The organism is Rhodococcus sp. SORGH_AS_0303 (assembly GCF_030819335.1).
GTDB lineage: Bacteria > Actinomycetota > Actinomycetes > Mycobacteriales > Mycobacteriaceae > Rhodococcoides.
In genome coordinates this window covers 2,860,716-2,879,293 of the sequence record NZ_JAUTBO010000001.1, presented here as the reverse complement: position 1 = coordinate 2,879,293, position 18,578 = coordinate 2,860,716, and the positions used below count along the sequence as shown (strand labels likewise).

The following is an 18,578-nucleotide window of genomic DNA, read 5'->3' as shown; positions in this document are numbered from 1 at the left end:
TCCGGAGGCGGCGACCGCCGCCTCAGGACAGGCGCAGGCTCGTGAGCACCCAGGCCGGACCGGTGGTGTTGCGCCGTGCCGTCAGTCGTGCCGCGACGGCGAACACGCGGTCACCACGCGAGTAGGTGCCGAAGACCTCGACGTCGCCGTGCCCGGCGCCGTCGGGCACCGGACCGGCGGCGCGCACGTGCACGGTCCGGACGACGGCGACACCGAGTGTTCGGCCCGGCACGGCCGCCGTCGACAGGGCCGTCGCCATTCCGACCATGGCCGGTGACAGCACCGCGCGCAGGGACGCCGCGGGTCGGCGGCGGTCCACCACCTCGAGTGTCAGACGCAGGACGCGATCGGCGACGTGCCGCGCCGCGGCGGCGGTGCGCGCGTCGGCCTCCGACGGTCCGACGACGGGCCGGGTCGGTCGCGAGGTCGATCGTCCCGAGTGCGGGCCGGGGCGCGGCGACGAGAGCGCTCGGCCCGCGGACCGGGTCGTCGGGCGTGCACGCGTGGGAGTCGAGCCGACCTCGGGTGGCTCGGATCTCGGCAACCGCGCCACGTGAACGACCTCCGATGTCATGCGTTCCCCTCCATGCTCGTACCTGTGCGGCCACGGCCGGTGTGCGGCGAGTGTCGCACGCACGGACGCGGTTCCGGCCCGTCGAGGCAGACGCGGGGCGTCGTCACACCGCAGCCCGTCAGGGTCGGTGAATTCCGACGAGGACGACGGGGAACCGACACGGCGCGGACCACCAGGACGATCGTGAGCGTGGTCGGTCTCATCTGTCGTGCGAGACTGGGACCCGTCACACTCGACCGAGGGGATTCGCGCGTTGGCCACCAGACTCACCACTCAGGACGCGTCCTTCTACTTCCTGGAGGCCAGTACGACTCCCATGCACGTGGGGTCGCTCGCCATCTTCCGGCTCCCGCGCGGGGGCTTCAGTTACGACGAACTGCTCACCCTCGTCGAGAGCCGGCTCGCTCTCGTTCCGCGCTATCGCCAGAAGGTGCGCGAGGTGGCCTTCGGCCTGGCTCGCCCCGTGTGGGTCGACGACCGCGACTTCGACATCACGTACCACATCCGGCGTTCCGCGCTGCCCAAGCCGGGATCCACCGAACAGCTGCACGACCTGGTCGCGCGACTCACCTCACGCCCTCTCGATCGCACGCGTCCGCTGTGGGAGATGTACCTGGTCGAGGGTCTGGCACGGAACCGGTTCGCGATCTTCACCAAGTCGCACTCGTCGATCGTGGACGGCGACAAGGCGCTCGAGATCAGTCAGGTCATCCTGGACGCCACCAAGGCTCCGACTCCGATGGCCGAGGAGCTGTGGATGCCCGCGCGGGAACCGTCGGAGAAGGCGCTGGTCGCCGGGGCGCTCGCCGAGATGGTGTCGCGGCCGGGGGAGGGCGTGGAGGCGGTGCGCGGAGCCGTCGGTGACGTCACCCGCGCCGCCGGCGAGGCGGTACGCGCCGTGGGCAAGTTCGCGGCGGTGGTCCGCACCGCGGCGCAGACGGCACCGACGAGTCCACTGAACACGACCATCTCCCGCAACCGCCGGTACTCGGTGGCCAAGACCGATCTCGACGACTACCGGATGGTGCGGTCGAAGTTCGGGGGGACGGTCAACGACGTCGTGCTGACGGTCGTGTCCGGTGCTCTGCGGAACTGGTTGCTCTCGCGCGGTGAGCCCATCGGCCCGTACACGACGGTGCGCGCGATGGTGCCCCTGTCGGTGCACGCGGCCGCCACGGGGACGGGCGACGAGGGCGACGTGCCGCCCAACGAGGTCGAGTCCTTCCTCATCGATCTGCCCGTGGGCGAACCGAACGCCGTGGTGCGGTTGTCCCACGTGTCGCACGCGACGGAGGCTCACCTGGGACAGAGTCGCGGTGTGACGGCGTCGACCCTCATCACGCTGTCCGGGTTCGCGCCGGCCACGCTGCACGCGATGGGTGCGCGCGTCGGGTCGAGCCTGTCGCAGCGCATGTTCAACATCATCGTCACCAACGCCCCCGGCCCCCAGTTCCCGCTCTACGCGGGCGGTGCACGCATGCTCGAGATGTATCCGGTGCCGCCGCTCGTGCGCAATCAGGCGCTCAGCATCGGCCTGACGTCGTACGACGGCAACGTCTACTACGGTGTGAACGCGGACCGGGCAGCGATGCCGGACATCGACGTGATCACCACGTTGCTGCACGAGGCACTCGAGGAACTGGTCGACGCGGCGCGCGACGACAAGAACGTCCGCTGACGACGGTGAGGGAATGAGGCGCAGGTGAGGGTGTTCGTTCCGGCGACCATGCGGATGTTGCAGACACTGGTGGACGAGGGTGAGTTCTCGCCGATCAGTCGGACGGCCTTCGCCGTGACGCCGACGTTGCGGGAGGCGTACGTCTCCGGTGACGACGACGAGTTGGCCGACGTCGCGCTGCGGGAGGCCGCGCGGGCGTCGCTGCGCCTGATCGGCGGTGAGCCGGAACTCGACTCAGACGATGACGGGGACGCCGACGAGGTCGCCGACGCCACTCCGAGCTTCCGCCGCGTCGTCATCGCCGCCGACGTCGATCCGGTGACCCTGCGTCCCGATCTCGACGACGCCGTGGTCCGCCTGCCGGCGCCGCTCTCCCTGACGGAGGTGGCGGCGGTCCACGTCGATCTCGCGGCGGCCGAGTCCGCCGTGAGCGCCGCTGTCGCCGCGGTGGACGCGGCCGACCTGGGGGATCCTGACGCCGAGTTCGTGCTGGGCGACGTCGAGGATCATGAACTCGCCTGGTACGCACCGCAGGAGATACCGTTTCTCCTGGAACTGCTCTGACACCGGAACTGCTCTGACACCGGAACTGCTCTGACACCGGAACCGCTCCGACACCGCCCTGTTTCGTCGCAGTCGTCGACTGCGTCCGTGGTGGCCGCTCGACCGAGGAGATGTGACATGGGAATCAAGGACTGGCTCGAAGCCCCGGCCGCGAGTGTGTCGTCCCCGCGGCGGCCGTCGCTGAACGTGGTGCGCGGTGCGTTCGCGCGCATCACCACGCCGTTGATTCCCGACGACTACCTGCACCTGGCCAATCCGCTGTGGTCCGCGCGCGAATTGCGCGGCCGCATCGTGCGGATCGAGAAGGTGACCGGCGACGCCGCGACCATCGTCATCAAGCCCGGATGGGGCTTCGACTTCGACTACCGGCCGGGGCAGTACATCGGCATCGGCCTCCACGTCGACGGTCGGTGGCACTGGCGGTCGTACTCCCTGACGTCGCCGCCCGACTGGAAGGACAAGCAGATCTCCATCGCCGTCAAGGCGATGCCGGAAGGTTTCCTGTCCTCGCATCTCGTCGGCGGTGTGCCGTCGGGCACGATCGTGCGGCTCGCCGCGCCGAAGGGGAACTTCGCCCTTCCGGAGCCGCCACCCGCCAAGATCCTGTTCGTCACGGCCGGCAGCGGCATCACACCGGTGATCGGCATGCTGCGCAGTCTCGACTCGCGCGGCCACATGCCCGACGTGGTGCACGTGCACTCGGCTCCCACGGCGGACGACGTGATGTTCGCCTCGGAGTTGGCGGCGCTCGACGCGAAGTACGACTCGGTCGTGTCCCACGTGCAGCACACCCGCTCGGACGGCAAGTTCGATCTGGGCTCGCTCGACGAGCACTACCCGGACTGGCGCGAGCGGCAGACGTGGGCGTGCGGTCCGGCGGCGATGCTCGACGACATCGAGAGGGTGTGGCGGGAGGCAGGCATCTCGGAGAACCTGCACACCGAGCGTTTCGAGATCGTGCGCACCGGCGCGCCGAGCGACGGCGGCACGGTCACGTTCTCCGTCTCCGACCGCACGGTGGCGGTGGACGGCGCCACCACGTTGTTGGAGGCCGGTGAGAAGGCCGGTGTGCGAATGCCTTTCGGCTGCCGCATGGGTATCTGCCAGACGTGCGTGGTGCCGCTGACCGACGGTCACGTCCGAGATCTGCGCTCGGGCAAGGAGCATGCGCACGGCGAGCGGATCCAGACGTGCATCTCCGCGGCTGCCGGGGACTGCACGCTCGAACTCTGACTTCGTCGGCCCCGGGTCGCGCCGCAGGGGTGATCGCACACACACCCTGCGCACAGGCTCGTCCGCTATTCTCGGAAAGGCCTGCCCGCCGATACCGAATCGGTGCGAGGAACGGCATACCGCGATCCGGGGAGTAGACCAGCATGGCCATCACGGACATCTTGGAGTTCGCACATCTGACCGACGAGGACATCGAGTCCCTCGGTCGTGAACTCGATGCCATCCGTCGGGACGTCGAGGACACCCGAGGACGCAAAGACGCGGAGTACATCCGCCGCACCATCGCGCTGCAGCGCGCGCTCGAGGTCGGCGGACGGCTCGCGATCATGGGTTCCCGCTGGCGCTCGGCCGCGCTGGTGGGCGCAGGTCTGCTGGCGGCCAGCAAGATCATCGAGAACATGGAGTTGGGCCACAACGTCTCTCACGGTCAGTGGGACTGGATGAACGATCCGGAGATCCACTCCACCTCGTGGGAGTGGGACCAGACCGGTCCGTCCGCGCACTGGAAGCGTGCGCACAACTACTCGCATCACACGTACACCAACATCGTCGGCATGGACCACGACGTGGGCTTCGGGATCCTCCGGATGACCCGCGACGAGAAGTGGCGGCCACGCAACCTGGTGCAGCCCCTGGGCAACCTGGTGCTGGCACTGACGTTCGAGTGGGGCATCGCTCTGCACGACCTGGACGCGGCGAAGCTCGAGGCCGGTGTTCCCGCGACGCAGCTGCTCTCGGAGCCGAACAAGGAGTTCGCTCGGAAGGTCGCGTCGCAGGTCGGCAAGGATTTCGTGCTCTTCCCGCTGCTCGCGGGTCCGGCGTGGCGTCGTGCACTCGGGGCGAACCTCACCGCCAACGTGGTGCGGAACCTGTGGGCGTACGCCGTGATCTTCTGCGGTCACTTCCCGGACGGCGCCGAGAAGTTCACGATGGGCCAGTTCGAGACGGAGACCCACGAGGAGTGGTACCTCCGGCAGATGCTCGGCAGCGCCAACTTCACGGCCGGCCCCACGATGGCGTTCATGAGCGGCAACCTCTGCTACCAGATCGAGCATCACCTGTTCCCGGACCTGCCGAGCAACCGGTACGCCGAGGTGGCCGTCCGGGTGCGCGCCCTGTGCGACAAGTACGACCTGCCGTACACCACCGGCAACCTGGCGACCCAGTACTGGAAGGCGCTGCGCACCATCTTCAAGCTGTCGCTGCCCGACCAGCTGCTTCGTCGCACGTCGGACGATGCGCCGGAGACCAGTTCGGAGCGCCGTTTCCAGAGCTCCGGCTCCTCCGTCGTGGACCGGGTGCGGTTCGATCCGGTCACCGGTCGCAAGCGCGGACTGCGGTCGGCCCTGCACGAGGCGCGGCTCGAGGCGCGTCAGGCAGTGAAGCGGGTCACAGATACGACGGCGTAACCTACGGGTGCGTAACTTCCGGTAGGGTAACCACGGTCAGGCCCACACGGGCATCGACCACCTGCCGAGGAGTGACCACATGGCGATTTCCGACGTCAAGGAATATGCCCACCTCACCGAGGCCGACGTCGAGGCGCTGGGCCATGAACTCGACGCGTTGCGTCGGGAGATCGAAGAGTCGCGCGGCGAGAAGGATGCGCGGTACATCCGCAACACCATCCGTTTCCAGCGCTCCCTCGAGGCCCTCGGCCGCACCACGATGCTCGCCAGCAACCACCGCGCCGCGTGGTGGGCCGGTAGCGCGATGCTCGGTGTCTCGAAGATCGTCGAGAACATGGAGCTCGGCCACAACGTCATGCACGGCCAGTGGGACTGGATGAACGACCCGGAGATCCATTCCACCTCGTGGGAATGGGACAACACCGGTCCGTCCGAGCACTGGAAGCAGACCCACAACTACATCCACCACAAGTACACCAACGTGCTGGGCATGGACGACGACGTGGGCTACGGCCTCATCCGCGTCACGCGTGACCGCAAGTGGGTCCCGTTCAATGCCGGCAACCTCGTGTACAACACGCTGCTGATGCTCCTGTTCGAGTACGGCGTGGCGGTACAGCATCTCGAGCTGGGCAAGGCCGTGAAAGGCCGTGTGCCCAAGGAGGAGACGCGACGCAAGCTGAAGGAGGTCGGCGACAAGGTCGGCCGCCAGATGCTGAAGGACTATGCGATCACGCCGGCCATCACGTCGCTGTCGCCCGCCGCGTCCTACCGGAAGACGTTGACCGCCAACATCATGGCGAACGTCATCCGTAACATCTGGACGAACGCCGTCATCTTCTGTGGTCACTTCCCGGACGGTGCGGAGAAGTTCACGCGCCACGACCTCCAGGACGAGACGCAGGGGCAGTGGTACCTCCGACAGATGTTGGGCAGCGCCAACTTCCACGCCGGACCGACCCTCGCCTTCATGTCAGGCAACCTCTGCTACCAGATCGAGCACCACGTGTTCCCCGATCTGCCGAGCAACCGGCTCGCCGCGATCAGTGTGCGGGTCCGCGAACTGTGCGAGAAGTACGACCTGCCGTACACCACAGGGCCTTTCCTCGCCCAGTACGGCAAGTCCTGGCGCACCATCGCGAAGCTGTCGCTCCCCGACAAGTACCTCAAGGCCACGGCGGACGACGCACCGGAGACGGCATCCGAGCGCAAGTTCGGGGGCAACGTCACCTCGACGGTCGACCCGGTGACCGGACGTCGTTCCGGTCTACTGAGCGCGATCAAGCAGGGTAAGGGCGGCACGGGACTGCGAAAGCTGCTCTCGCGCTGATCGATCGGTCGGAGCTCCGTCAGTAGGAGTCGTTCGACATCACGGCCACCAACAGCAGGCGAACCGCGGCGACGCGGTTCGCCTGCTGTCCTGTCAGGGTGTCCAGAGCGCACTCCGGGTCGGCCGGCGGCCCGAGGTGTGTGCAGCCGCGCGGGCAGTCCTCGATGGTGACGGCGAGGTCCGAGAACGCCGCGACGACATCCTCCGGCGAGATGTGGGCCAGCCCGAAGGACCTGATACCGGGAGTGTCGATGACCCAGCCTCCACCCGGAAGATGCAGCGACACCGACTGAGTCGACGTGTGCCGTCCCTTGCCGACGCCGGAGACGATGCCGACGGCGCGATGTGCCTCCGGCACCAGCCGGTTCACCAAGGTCGACTTGCCCACCCCCGAGTGGCCGATCAGCGCGGACGACTTCCCGGTGATCATCGCCAGGAGCTCGTCCAGCGGACGGTCCCGGCCCACCAGCACCACCGGCACGTCGAGGTCGGCGAAGACGGCGGCGAACTCGTCGGACGACGCCAGGTCGTCCTTCGTCAGACACAGCACGGGTCGGAGACCACCCACGAACGCTGCCACCATCGCGCGCTCGACGAAGCCCGAGCGGGGTGGCGGGTCGGCCAACGCCACCACGATCAGCAGCTGGTCCGCGTTGGCCACCACGACACGCTCGTACGGATCCGTGTCGTCGGCGGTGCGCCGCAGCACCGTTCGTCGTTCGTCCACGCGGACGATGCGGGCCAGGGCGTCGACGCGTCCCGAGACGTCGCCGACGATGCCCACCGCGTCACCGACGACGATTGGGGTCCGGCCCAGCTCGCGCGCTCGCATGGCGACCACGAGGCGCTCGGGATCGTTGTCGATCACGCAACCCCACCGGCCGCGATCCACCGACACCACCATCGCGTCCGAGGCATCGGCGTGGGTGGGCCGCGTCTTCGTTCGTGGGCGCGTGCCCTTGCCCGGCCGGACGCGGACGTCCGACTCGTCGTACACCCGCCGGATCAGCGTGCACCACCTCCGGCCAGCATGGCGCTCCAGAGGGTCGCGAACCCCGGCAGCGTCTTGGCGGTGGAGTCGATGTCGTCGACCTCGACGCTCGGGACGACCAGACCGATCACGGCGCCCGCCGTGGCCATGCGATGGTCGGCGTACGCCCGCCAGGGTCCGCCGTGCAGCGGCGCCGGCTCGATGATCAGGCCGTCCTCGGTCTCCTCGACACCGCAGCCCAGAGCACCGAGTTCCGCCGTGAGTGCGGCGAGCCGATCCGTCTCGTGCCCGCGCAGATGGGCGATCCCGCGCAGGCGCGAGGGGGACCCGGCCAGGGCCGCCATCGCCGCGACCGTGGGGGTCAGCTCGCCGATGTCGTGCAGGTCCACGTCGACGCCCTCGAGCTTCTCGGGCCCCCGCGCCGTGAGCGACTCGGTAGTGAGCAGCACCTCGGCCCCCATCGACGTGAGGATGTCGCGGAACGCGTCACCGGGCTGCGTCGTCCGGGCAGGCCACCGGGGCACGGTCACCTCACCGCCCGTGACGGCCGCCGCGGCGAGGAACGGGGTCGCGTTGGACAGGTCCGGTTCCACGACACGGTCTACCGGAGCCACGGCGCCGGGATGCACGCGCCACCGGTTCGGAACGCCCGAGTCCTCGGGAGTCTCCACCTCGATCCCGCTCTCGCGCAGCATCTCCACCGTCATGTCGATGTGAGGCATCGACGGCACCGGGGGACCGACGTGCTCGACGACGAGGCCCTCGTCGAACCGCGCCGCCGAGAGCAGGAGCCCCGACACGAACTGGGACGACCCGGACGCGTCCAGTCGGACCGTGCCCCCGCGGACCCGGCCCGTGCCGTCGACGACGAACGGCAACCGGTCCCCGCTCACGGGAACACCGAGGGCGCGGAGCGCGTCGAGAATGGTCTGCTGCGGGCGCGAGCGGGCGTGCTCGTCGCCGTCGAAGCGCGAGCGACCGGTGGCCATTGCGGCGACGGGGGGAACGAAGCGCATGACGGTGCCCGCCAGCCCGCAGTCCACGTCGCCGCCGCGGCCGGGTCCGGGGGTGACCCGCACCGTCGTCCCGCCGTCGTCGGGGGACTCCACGACGGCACCCAGGGTGCGCAGCGCATCGATCATCAGATCGGTGTCACGGCTGCGCAGAGCGCCGGTCACCGTCGACGGTCCGTCCGCGAGCGCCGCGAGGATCAGGGCGCGATTGGTGATCGACTTCGACCCCGGGAGGTCGACGGTCGCACGGACGGGCTGCGGGGCGAGGGGCGCGATCCAGGACGTCACGGTCACAGTCTCTCACTGGCGGACGCGCGTCGGATGTCCGCGACGGTCGCGGCGGTGGCCCGGACGAGATCCTGTGCGGAGAGTTCGATCTCCAGGCCGCGCCGACCGCCGCTGCAGAAGAGGGTCGAGTGCCCGAGTGCCGACGTGTCGACGACCGTGGGCAGGGGCGTGCGCTGACCGAGCGGGGAGACGCCCCCCAGGACGTAGCCCGTCGACCGGCGCACGGCTGCGGGATCGGCCATCGACACCTTGCTCGCCCCGAGGGCGGCGGCGACGGACTTCAGGGCGAGCATGTCCGGCACGGGAAGAACCGCGACCGCCAACGAGGAGCCCGTCGACACGACCAGGGTCTTGAACACCCGATCCGCCGACACACCGAGTCCGGCGGACAGCGCGCCGACCGCCTCGTCGCCGTACTGCTCGGTGCCGCGGTCGTGCTCGTAGGTGTGGACGGTGAACTCGATTCCGAGCCGCGTCAGCATCGTCGTCGCGGGAGTAGCCGATCCGGCCATGGCGTCGTGGTCCCTTTCCCACCGTGATCACCCGCCCCGCGAGTACGTCGAGAACGTCGTGATCGGCTGCTGATACACGACATTCTGGCCGTACTCGCGGAGACGGTCCGGCAGCGGGGGGAACACGACGGCGGCCACGGCTGTTGCACGCAGCATCAGGACGGCGCGCACTGTGCGCCGCCGCTCGACGGAGGAGGGCGTGTGAACGTCGTTGCACCGGAGCGCTCCGGAGCCGAGAGGCTCTCGGCGACGCTGACGAATGTGGTGGTGATCCCATCGGTAAAGTGGAGTCCGGACGACCACGGTGAGCTCACCGGTTCCCGGACGTCCGAGGTCGACACCTCGGAGGACGGGGCGGTCGCCGCGGGGCACACGAGAGGGGCCAGCGTGACGGATCAGCCACAGACCGAGACCGGCACCACGACGGGCGCCGTCGATCCTGCGATCCTCGAGACAGAGGACGGCATCCGCTCGCGGGAGAACGCTGCGGATCTGACGGCGCGGTTCGAGCGTGACGCGCTCCCGCTGCTCGACCAGCTGTACGGCGCGGCCCTGCGGATGACGCGGAACCCGTCCGATGCCGAGGACCTGGTCCAGGAGACGTACGTCAAGGCGTACACGGCGTTCAAGAGCTTCCGCGAGGGCACGAACCTCAAGGCGTGGCTCTACCGGATCCTGACCAACACCTACATCAACTCGTACCGGAAGAAGCAGCGCCAGCCGGCGCAGTACCCGACGGACGAGATCACCGACTGGCAGCTCGCGGCCACCGCTGAGCACTCGTCCACCGGTCTACGGTCGGCCGAGGTCGAGGCGCTGGACGCCCTGCCCGACGACGACATCAAGGCGGCGCTGCAGGCGCTGCCCGAGGAGTTCCGCATGGCGGTGTACTACGCCGACGTCGAGGGCTTCCCGTACAAGGAGATCGCCGAGATCATGGGCACGCCCATCGGCACCGTGATGTCGCGGTTGCACCGCGGCCGCAAGCAACTGCGCAACGAACTGGCGGAGGTCGCTCGCGACCGTGGATTCAACCGGTCCGCCGCGGCGACCGAGGAGGTAGCACGATGAGCGGCAACGAGTTCGAGGACCTGGACTGCTCGGCCGTCATCGCCGACGTGTGGACGTTGCTCGACAACGAGTGCGACGAGGCCAGCAGGCAGCGCGTGCAGCGTCACCTCGACAGTTGCGGTTCGTGCCTCGCGCAGTACGGCATCGAGGAGAAGATCAAGTCTCTGGTCGGCCGCAAGTGCGGCGGCGAGCGGGCTCCGGAAGGCCTGCGGGAGCGCCTGACGCTGGAGATCCGGCGGTCGGTGACCATCACCGCCACCGAGGACTGACCGCCTACACGACGAAGGGCCGGGACGCTTGTGCGTCCCGGCCCTTCGTCGTGTGGTGCTCGTGATCAGCTGTTGGGGCGCTTGCCGTGGTTGGCTGCATTTCCCTTACGGCTGCGCTTCTTGCGTCCTCGCTTGCCCATGGTGGATCTCCTTCCTGTTCCACCCAGTTTCTCACGTGTGGTTGGCTGTACGACGAGCGGCCGTGCCTCCGGCGTGGTCCGTTCACCGAACGAGTCGACACGCGCGTGCAGACGAGCGGAACGGAACAGGGGGACCGTGATGGCCGAGGACGTCCGAGCCGAGATGGTGTCGACGGTGTTCCAGATCGTCGTCGCCGAGGGTGATCACGTGAACGAGGGCGACGCCGTGGTGGTGCTCGAGTCGATGAAGATGGAGATTCCCGTGCTCGCCGAGTCCGCGGGCACCGTGACGTCCATCGGAGTCGCCGTGGGCGACGTCATCCAGCAGGGCGACCTGATCGCCGTCATCTCCTGATCCGGTCACCACTCTGATCAGCCGACGCCGCACCGGGACAGGGTGATTCGTCGTGTCCACGCTGTCCGAGATGCTCGCCGAGCACACCGACCTGCCGGGTACGGCGGTCGATCATCTGCAACGCGTCGTGGGGGAGTGGCAGATCCTCGCGGACATCTCCTTCGCGGACCTGCTGCTCTGGGTGCCCGTCGACCATCCCGGATCGCGTGCGGTGACGTCGTCGGACACGGCGACGGTGGTGTGCGTCGCGCAGTGTCGTCCGACGACGGCCCCCACGGTGATCCCGTCGGACACGGTCGGTGCGGTGGTCGGGGAGACCGAACATCCCGAGGTCGCGGAGTGCCTGCGCACGGCGTCGATCGTGCGCGGGCGGTGGTCGCCTCCCCGACGATCAGGGTCCGCCCCACGACGCCGTTCCCGTGCGCGTCGACGGCCGCGTGGTCGCCGTGCTGACGCGTGACTCCGCGCCTGTCTCCGGCCGACCGCCGAGCTTGCTGGAGGCCGCGTACCGCGACTGCGCCCACCACCTCTCCGACATGATCGCGGAGGGGTCGTTCCCCTCGCCGTCCGAGAAGGCGGACGTCAACTCGAGCCCACGCGTCGGCGACGGGTTCATCCGCCTCGACACCGCCGGCATGGTCACCTACGCGAGCCCCAACGCGGTGTCCGCCTACCACCGGATGGGGTTGACGGCAGATCTCCCCGGCCACGACCTCGCTGCGTCGACCCGGTCGCTCGTCACCGATCCCTTCGACGCGGAGGAGATCGCCGCCACCATCGGAGCGGCCGTCACGTCCGCCGGGGGACGACGGATGGAGGTGGACGCTCGCGGTGCCACCGTGCTGCTGCGCACGGTTCCGTTGCGCCCGGCCGGCACGTCCGTGGGCGCTCTGGTGCTGGTCCGGGACGTCACCGAGGTGAAGCGTCGCGATCGCGCGCTGCTGAGCAAGGACGCGACCATCCGCGAGATCCATCACCGGGTCAAGAACAACCTGCAGACCGTCGCTGCTCTCCTGCGTCTGCAAGCTCGCCGGACCGACAACGAGGAGGCCAAGGTCGCGCTGAGCGAGTCGGTCCGCCGGGTCACCTCCATCGCCCTCGTCCACGACGTGCTGTCGACGTCGGTGGACGAGGTCGTCGACCTGGACGAGGTGGTCGACCGCCTGGTTCCCGTCATGGTCGACATCGGCTCGCTGTCCGCGGACGTCACCGTCGGTCGCGAGGGCAGCCTGGGCGTGTTCCCGGCCGAACGGGCGACCCCGCTGGTCATGGTGCTCACCGAGCTGGTCCAGAACTCGCTCGAGCACGGGTTCGATCCGGGTGCGCGAGGCCGTGTGACCATCGAGTCCCGACGGTCCTCACGCATGCTGGAGGTCACCGTGCGCGACGACGGCCGTGGAGTCTCCGACGACTTCGACGCGTCGGCGTCCGACCGGCTGGGACTGCAGATCGTCTCGACACTCGTCACGGTGGAGTTGGGCGGCACCATCAGCGTCGCGGCCGGGCCGGACGGGGGCACCGCTGCCGAGCTCCTCGTCCCGCTCGGACGCCGAGAACCACGCGGCTGACACTGGCTGCCCGTCGGACACACAAAAGGCCCGACACCATGCGGTGCCGGGCCTGCGTGCGTCTTGCGAACTGTGTCAGACCGACGAGCGTGCGCGGGTACGCGCGTTACGACGTTTCAGCGCGCGACGCTCGTCCTCGCTCATGCCGCCCCAGACGCCCGCGTCCTGTCCGGACTCGAGAGCCCAGGACAGGCAGTCCGCGGTGACGGGGCACCGGTTGCACACGACCTTGGCATCAGCGATCTGTGCGAGTGCCGGGCCGCTGTTTCCCACCGGGAAGAACAGTTCCGGGTCCTCGTCGCGACAGATAGCCTTGTGGCGCCAATCCATCCTCTTACTCCTCACTGAGCGCACGACGGCGCTGTCGAATAACTGATCCTGGACTCACGTCCGGATCGTGGGCTTGTTGTCCTGCAGTTCGCGAGCGCGGCAACCAATGTTTCCGCACTGTTACTTGTGAATGCTTTCACGAACCAAGCAGAAGTCAAGAGATGACGCGGTGCGGGTGGCCAAGCTCACTGGACCCGATTTGGTTTCACACCCGACGTCTGGTACCCGGATCGGGAGATGTGAAACACAGTAGCTTGGCCTACGGGGTATCGCCAGGTAAAGGCGCCACGACGGCGAGGGCATCCGGTGCGGACGCGAATTCGACCTCGGTGCGTTCTCCCAGGTAGTCGCCGTCGACCTGCAGGCCGGTCGGTTCCACCGAACGCACGCGAATCCATTTCACGTCGTCCTCTCGGAGAAGCGCCCGTGAATGCGGACCGGACGTTCCGGACAGCATTTGCACGACCACTCGCAACGTCGTGAACACCTTCGTGGATCGCATTGCGAATATGCCGAGTCCGCTGTCGAACGAGGTGCCGGGGTTCGTTCGGACCGGACGTGCGTCGAGGAACGTCCACGGATCGGAGTTGGTCACGAACGCGAAGTGAACGCCCGTCACGGCCTCGCCGGTGTCGGTCTCCACGGTGAGGTGCGGGTCGCGACGCTTGCGGCGGAAGAACGTGGTGACCGCGGTCCGGACGTAGCGCGAGGGCGTGACCGCCTCGCCGCCCTTGCGGCCTCGATCGATCGCGTCGCACACGTCCGCGTCCCATCCGAGGCCGGCGTTGAACAGGAACCATGTCTTGTCGCAGTGCCCCAGGCCGATACGCCTGCTCGTTCCCGACTCCAGCAGATCGATGAGCTGGTTGGTGGCCTCGACCGGGTCCCGCGCGATGCCCAGCGAGCGAGCGAACACGTTGGCGGATCCGCCCGGGACGACCGCCAGCAGCGGCACGGGTCCCACGGTGACCGACTGCATGGAGGTCGGGGCAGGAACACCGAGAAGTCCGTTCACCACCTCGTTCACCGTTCCGTCGCCGCCGTGCACGATCACCAGATCGATACCGGCCCGGCGGGCCTCGGTCGCGAGTTCGCTCGCGTGTCCACGGTGCGTGGTGTGGAGCACTCTGAGCGACACCCTGCTCGCGAGCGCATGCGCCACCAGGTCTCGGCCGGCAGCCGTGGTGGACGTGGCGTTCGGGTTGACGATGAGGATGGCTCGCACGATCACTCAGAGTAGACGCGAGCGGCGGCGGCTCACGACCACCGGCGCGTGACCGTCGGCCACCTCGCGCGTGTGCTCTAGGGTGGCCTGGTGCGTCCGAAGCTGCCCGATTCCGGTGTTCCGGCACCGGTGCGCGCCGCGGGCCTGTTGGTGTCCGTGCAGGGCGCCACGGCGGTCGTGGTGGCACTCGTCCTGGTGATCCGCGGCGCCGCCGGCGCCGACGAGAGCGTCATCAACGGTTTCGGCACCGCGATCTGGTTCGCCGCACTCGGGGGCGCCGTGCTCACCGGTGGCATCGCCCTGATCCTCGGGCACCGCTGGGGCCGCGCCATCGCGATCGTCGCGCAGCTGTTGTTGCTCCCGGTGGTCTGGTCGCTCCTCACCGATTCCGGGCGGCCCGTGCTGGGCTCGTTGCTCGGCATCGTCGTCATCGGCGTCCTGGTCTGTCTGTTCAGCGGCCCCGCCACGCGGTGGCTCGCCGACGACTACGTCGAGACCGACGACGCCTGAGCGGCTCTCCGACCGACGCCGGGCAGCTCAGGAACCGAGGCGAGGATCCACGTTGTGGGTGTGGATCTGCCGGTACTCGTGCTCGTACCCCAGCACGGTGAAGCCGGCGGGCGCCAGCGCGAAGCGCTTTCCCTCGGTCACCGGTTGCTCGACCCACCGCGCGATGACCGACCTGGAGAAGTGGCCGTGCCCGACGAGCACGACGTCGCGCTCGGCGAGGGTGGGAACGACGACGGACAGGACGAGATCGGCCCGTGCGGACACGGCGTCGATGGTCTCGCCGGACGGTGACGGATGCGTCCAGACGGTCCAGTGCGGCGCGGTCTCCCGGATCTGCGGAGTGGTCAGGCCCTCGTAGTCGCCGTAGTCCCACTCGACCAGCGCGTCCCACACCCGATCGACGGTGAGTCCGGCCAGCTCCGCCGTCCGCAGCGCCCGCGATCGGGGGCTGCTGACCACCAGGGGACGTTCGAGCCCGAGCGCCGCGATGCGGTCCCCGGCGGCGCGGGCCTGGTCCTCCCCGTCGGCGGTGAGAGCGATGTCCGTCCGTCCGGTGTGTCGACCGCTCGCCGCCCACTCCGTCTGACCGTGACGGATCAACACCAGTCTGGCATCGGAGCGCCGCGGCGACGTCCCGGACCCTCCGGACGATGCGGGTGCCGGGTCACGGGGGTCGGGGTCTGCCATGGCTCGATCATGCTCCCGGGTCGCGCCGCGTCGATGACGGAGGTCGTCCCGGTGACGGAGGTCTCGCGAAATCCGCTGGTGATCGCCGCCGGTGGGGTGTTTACTTCCTTGGTCCGATCACGCGACACCCGGCCTCGATGCCGGCGGATACAGATCAGCCAGGAGACTCCGCATGACCGATCAGAGCACCGAGCAGGGCGCGCAGGGGTCCCCGAACACCCCCGCGCAGGGTGGTGTCGACACCGGTCAGGGGCTGGACGCGGCCGTCCTCAAGATCGCCGCCGTCATCGTCATCGGCGCCATCATGTCGATCCTCGACGTGACCGTCGTGAGCGTGGCGCTGCCGACCTTCGCCTTCGAGTTCCAGACGTCCTACGCCAACGTCGCCTGGACCATGACCGGCTACACCCTCGCTCTCGCGACCGTCATCCCGCTGACCGGCTGGGCCGCGGACCGGTTCGGTACCAAACGCCTCTACATCCTGGCGCTGATCCTGTTCGTCGCCGGATCCATGCTGTGCAGCGTCGCGTGGGACATCACGTCGCTGATCGTGTTCCGCGTCCTGCAGGGCTTCGGCGGCGGCATGCTCATGCCGCTCGGCATGACGATCCTGACCCGCGCCGCCGGTCCCGAGCGCATCGGTCGTGTCATGGCCGTCCTGGGTGTACCGATGCTGCTCGGTCCGATCGCGGGCCCGATCCTCGGCGGGTGGCTCATCGACGCGGCGAGCTGGCACTGGATCTTCCTGATCAACGTGCCCATCGGCGCCGTGGCGCTCGTGGCCGCGTGGGTCATCCTCCCGAAGGACGCACCCGAGCCCTCGCAGTCCTTCGACTTCGTCGGCATGCTGCTGCTGTCGCCGGGCCTCGCGCTCTTCCTGTTCGGCGTCTCCTCGATCCCCGAGACCGGAACGGTGATGTCGGCTCGCGTACTGGTCTCCGCCGTCGTCGGGCTCGTCCTGGTCGCGGCGTTCGTGCGCCACGCCCTGCGGACCGAGCACCCGCTGATCGACCTGCGGCTGTTCGCCAACCGTCACCTGTCCGTCGCGGTGATCGCGATGAGCCTGTTCGCCATCGCGTTCTTCGGCGCGGGCCTGATCTTCCCGAGCTACTTCCTGCAGGTCCGCGGGGAGACCACGCTCATGGCCGGCCTGCTGCTCGCCCCGCAGGGACTCGGGGCGATGGTGTCGATGCCCATCGCCGGACAGCTCGCCGACAAGATCGGGCCGGGCAAGATCGTGATCACCGGCATGGTGTTCGTGACGCTGGGCATGGCCGTCTTCACGCAGGTGGGATCCTCGACCTCGTACGTCGTCCTGCTCGGCGCCCTGTTCGTCATGGGGTTGGGACTCGGCGCGACGATGATGCCGATCATGACCGCCGCGCTCCAGACGTTGGACGACGCGTCCGTCGCCCGCGGTTCGTCGCTGATGAACATCATCCAGCAGTCGGCCGGGTCGATCGGTACGGCCGTGATCTCGGTGGTGCTCACCAACCAGCTGCTCGACCGGGCGGCTGCGGGACCCGCCATCGCGGCACAGCGTGACCCGGCGATCGCCGAGCAGATCGGGCCGAATGCCGTGCAGGCCGGACTGGCGCAGGCAGCCGACGCGTTCGGCGGCACCTTCCTGGTGGCCACGATCATCGTCGCGTTCACCTTCGTGCCCGCGCTTCTGTTGCCGCGCAAGAAGTTTCAGCGTGCAGACCAGGGTGACGCCGTCGCGCGCGGTGCGATGCTGCACTGAGCTCGGCCTCCGTTCCACCCCGTTCGGCCCGGTGCGGCATCACGCCACGCCGGGCCGAACGTCGCTCGACACACCGAGTGATGCCAAGATCGTGCTGTGACGACGATCCTGGCAGTGGCCAACCAGAAGGGTGGTGTCGCCAAGACGACCACCGTGGCATCGCTGGGAGCGGCGCTCGTCGCTCTGGGCCGACGAGTACTCGTGGTGGACCTCGACCCGCAGGGAAGTCTGACCTTCTCGCTGGGGCACAACCCCGACAAGCTGGAGACCTCGATCCACGAGGTCCTCACCGCCGGGGTTCCCGTGGGCGACGCCGTGCTCGGCACGGACGAGGGTGTGGACCTGCTCCCGGCGACCATCGACCTGGCCGGCGCCGAGGCGCTGTTGCTCATGCGTCCAGGCCGCGAGTACACCCTCAAACGCGCCCTCGCGCCCCTCCTCGAGAACTACGACGTCATCGTGCTGGACTGCCCGCCCTCACTGGGCGTGCTCACCCTGAACGGGCTGACGGCCGCGACGAGCGTGCTGATCCCGCTGCAGTGCGAGACGCTCGCTCACCGCGGCGTGGGTCAGCTGTTGCGCACGGTCAGTGAGGTCCAGCAGATCACCAACCCCGATCTGACTCTCCTGGGCGCTCTCGCGACCCTGTACGACGCCCGCACCACGCACAGCCGTGACGTCCTCGCGGACGTGTCCGGTCGGTACGACATCCCTGTGCTCGCGCCGCCGATCCCGCGCACCGTGCGGTTCGCGGAGGCGTCGGCGTCCGGCACCTCGGTGATCGCGGGACGTAAGAACAAGGGCGCTCAGGCGTACCGCGACCTCGCCGACAACCTGGCCGCGCACTGGACCGAGGGCGCACCGCTGGCCACCTACGACGCGGACGCCTGATCGTCACCGTCGTCGAAGATCTCCTCGATGCGGCGTTCGAAGACGCGGGCGATGCGGAAGGCGAGGGGGAGTGACGGGTCGAACCGACCTCGTTCGAGCGAGATGACGGTCTGACGCGAGACCCCCAGTCGATCGGCCAGGTGCTGTTGCGACCATCCGCGCTCACGCCGGAGATCGGGAAGGGTGTTGCGCACTT

At 68.8% G+C, this 18,578-nt stretch carries 21 protein-coding genes and 1 pseudogene; 12 read left to right on the top strand and 10 right to left on the bottom strand.

Translation table 11 applies throughout. The features are described from left to right. Positions 1-22 precede the first annotated feature (22 nt). Positions 23-574: an Rv3235 family protein gene (locus QE449_RS13530; protein WP_307108953.1), complete on the bottom strand. Its 552-nt coding sequence runs from the start codon at positions 572-574 to the stop codon at positions 23-25. Positions 575-827: 253 nt separating this feature from the next. Here QE449_RS13530 and QE449_RS13525 point away from each other — a divergent pair, with 253 nt between their 5' ends. From QE449_RS13525 to QE449_RS13505, 5 genes are all read left to right on the top strand, one after another. Then, positions 828-2,252: a wax ester/triacylglycerol synthase family O-acyltransferase gene (locus QE449_RS13525; RefSeq protein ID WP_027506863.1), complete on the top strand. Its 1,425-nt coding sequence runs from the start codon at positions 828-830 to the stop codon at positions 2,250-2,252. Positions 2,253-2,300: 48 nt separating this feature from the next. After that, a complete protein-coding gene (locus QE449_RS13520; protein ID WP_197027843.1) occupies positions 2,301-2,816 on the top strand; it encodes a hypothetical protein in 516 nt (171 codons plus the stop codon). 117 nt (positions 2,817-2,933) lie between these two features. Further along, positions 2,934-4,049: a ferredoxin reductase gene (locus QE449_RS13515; RefSeq protein WP_027506861.1), complete on the top strand. Its 1,116-nt coding sequence runs from the start codon at positions 2,934-2,936 to the stop codon at positions 4,047-4,049. Between the two features lie 143 nt (positions 4,050-4,192). Beyond that, entirely contained in the window at positions 4,193-5,458 is a 1,266-nt protein-coding gene (locus tag QE449_RS13510) for a fatty acid desaturase (RefSeq protein WP_056447798.1), read from the top strand. 79 nt (positions 5,459-5,537) lie between these two features. Next, on the top strand, positions 5,538-6,788 hold the full coding sequence (locus tag QE449_RS13505) for a fatty acid desaturase (RefSeq protein ID WP_027506859.1): 1,251 nt from the start codon (positions 5,538-5,540) through the stop codon (positions 6,786-6,788). Positions 6,789-6,807: 19 nt separating this feature from the next. On the opposite strand, the gene rsgA is transcribed toward QE449_RS13505, so the two are convergent. The 4 genes from rsgA to QE449_RS13485 are packed head-to-tail and all read right to left on the bottom strand — an operon-like array spanning position 6,808 to position 9,748. Then, on the bottom strand, positions 6,808-7,785 hold the full coding sequence (gene rsgA / locus QE449_RS13500) for a ribosome small subunit-dependent GTPase A (protein WP_155957112.1): 978 nt from the start codon (positions 7,783-7,785) through the stop codon (positions 6,808-6,810). Between the two features lie 8 nt (positions 7,786-7,793). Next, entirely contained in the window at positions 7,794-9,080 is a 1,287-nt protein-coding gene (gene aroA, locus QE449_RS13495; RefSeq protein ID WP_307108952.1) for a 3-phosphoshikimate 1-carboxyvinyltransferase, read from the bottom strand. Positions 9,081-9,082: 2 nt separating this feature from the next. Further along, positions 9,083-9,592 (bottom strand): aminoacyl-tRNA deacylase, encoded by a 510-nt coding sequence (locus QE449_RS13490; protein ID WP_307108951.1) that lies wholly within the window; start codon positions 9,590-9,592, stop codon positions 9,083-9,085. 27 nt (positions 9,593-9,619) lie between these two features. Next, positions 9,620-9,748: a hypothetical protein gene (locus QE449_RS13485; protein ID WP_261776164.1), complete on the bottom strand. Its 129-nt coding sequence runs from the start codon at positions 9,746-9,748 to the stop codon at positions 9,620-9,622. A gap of 288 nt (positions 9,749-10,036) precedes the next feature. Between QE449_RS13485 and QE449_RS13480 the strand changes: the two genes are divergently transcribed. After that, complete coding sequence (locus tag QE449_RS13480) at positions 10,037-10,663, top strand: sigma-70 family RNA polymerase sigma factor (protein ID WP_037186858.1); 627 nt, start codon at positions 10,037-10,039, stop codon at positions 10,661-10,663. After that, positions 10,660-10,932: a mycothiol system anti-sigma-R factor gene (gene rsrA / locus QE449_RS13475; protein WP_027506855.1), complete on the top strand. Its 273-nt coding sequence runs from the start codon at positions 10,660-10,662 to the stop codon at positions 10,930-10,932. The genes QE449_RS13480 and rsrA overlap by 4 nt, the downstream gene beginning before the upstream one ends. A gap of 65 nt (positions 10,933-10,997) precedes the next feature. Here the strand turns inward: rsrA and QE449_RS21450 are convergent, their stop codons facing one another. After that, positions 10,998-11,072 carry a 50S ribosomal protein bL37 gene (locus QE449_RS21450; RefSeq protein ID WP_110293457.1) on the bottom strand — a complete coding sequence of 25 codons (75 nt, stop codon included), beginning with the start codon at positions 11,070-11,072 and terminating at the stop codon, positions 10,998-11,000. A 139-nt stretch (positions 11,073-11,211) separates the two neighbouring features. Here QE449_RS21450 and QE449_RS13470 point away from each other — a divergent pair, with 139 nt between their 5' ends. After that, complete coding sequence (locus QE449_RS13470) at positions 11,212-11,427, top strand: biotin/lipoyl-binding carrier protein (protein ID WP_027506854.1); 216 nt, start codon at positions 11,212-11,214, stop codon at positions 11,425-11,427. Positions 11,428-11,479: 52 nt separating this feature from the next. Then, a pseudogene (locus QE449_RS13465) lies at positions 11,480-12,995 on the top strand (sensor histidine kinase). 75 nt (positions 12,996-13,070) lie between these two features. Here the strand turns inward: QE449_RS13465 and QE449_RS13460 are convergent. Further along, positions 13,071-13,325, bottom strand: coding sequence for a WhiB family transcriptional regulator (locus QE449_RS13460; RefSeq protein WP_307108950.1), 255 nt, complete (start codon positions 13,323-13,325; stop codon positions 13,071-13,073). A gap of 259 nt (positions 13,326-13,584) precedes the next feature. Continuing rightward, a complete protein-coding gene (locus QE449_RS13455) occupies positions 13,585-14,550 on the bottom strand; it encodes a diacylglycerol kinase family protein (RefSeq protein WP_027506851.1) in 966 nt (321 codons plus the stop codon). 87 nt (positions 14,551-14,637) lie between these two features. Here QE449_RS13455 and QE449_RS13450 point away from each other — a divergent pair, with 87 nt between their 5' ends. Continuing rightward, entirely contained in the window at positions 14,638-15,060 is a 423-nt protein-coding gene (locus tag QE449_RS13450; protein ID WP_027506850.1) for a hypothetical protein, read from the top strand. A gap of 27 nt (positions 15,061-15,087) precedes the next feature. Here QE449_RS13450 and QE449_RS13445 read toward each other — a convergent pair whose 3' ends face one another. Then, positions 15,088-15,747 (bottom strand): acid phosphatase, encoded by a 660-nt coding sequence (locus QE449_RS13445; protein WP_081821426.1) that lies wholly within the window; start codon positions 15,745-15,747, stop codon positions 15,088-15,090. Positions 15,748-15,919: 172 nt separating this feature from the next. On the opposite strand from QE449_RS13445, the gene QE449_RS13440 reads away from it, so the two are divergent. Together QE449_RS13440 and QE449_RS13435 are read left to right on the top strand one after the other, a co-directional pair. Next, positions 15,920-17,491, top strand: a complete 1,572-nt coding sequence (locus QE449_RS13440; RefSeq protein ID WP_307108949.1) for a DHA2 family efflux MFS transporter permease subunit — start codon at positions 15,920-15,922, stop codon at positions 17,489-17,491. A 96-nt stretch (positions 17,492-17,587) separates the two neighbouring features. Next, positions 17,588-18,382 carry a ParA family protein gene (locus QE449_RS13435; protein ID WP_222627106.1) on the top strand — a complete coding sequence of 265 codons (795 nt, stop codon included), beginning with the start codon at positions 17,588-17,590 and terminating at the stop codon, positions 18,380-18,382. On the opposite strand, the gene QE449_RS13430 is transcribed toward QE449_RS13435, so the two are convergent. Then, on the bottom strand, positions 18,364-18,576 hold the full coding sequence (locus QE449_RS13430) for a helix-turn-helix transcriptional regulator (RefSeq protein ID WP_222628439.1): 213 nt from the start codon (positions 18,574-18,576) through the stop codon (positions 18,364-18,366). The genes QE449_RS13435 and QE449_RS13430 overlap by 19 nt on opposite strands. Positions 18,577-18,578: the final 2 nt, after the last annotated feature.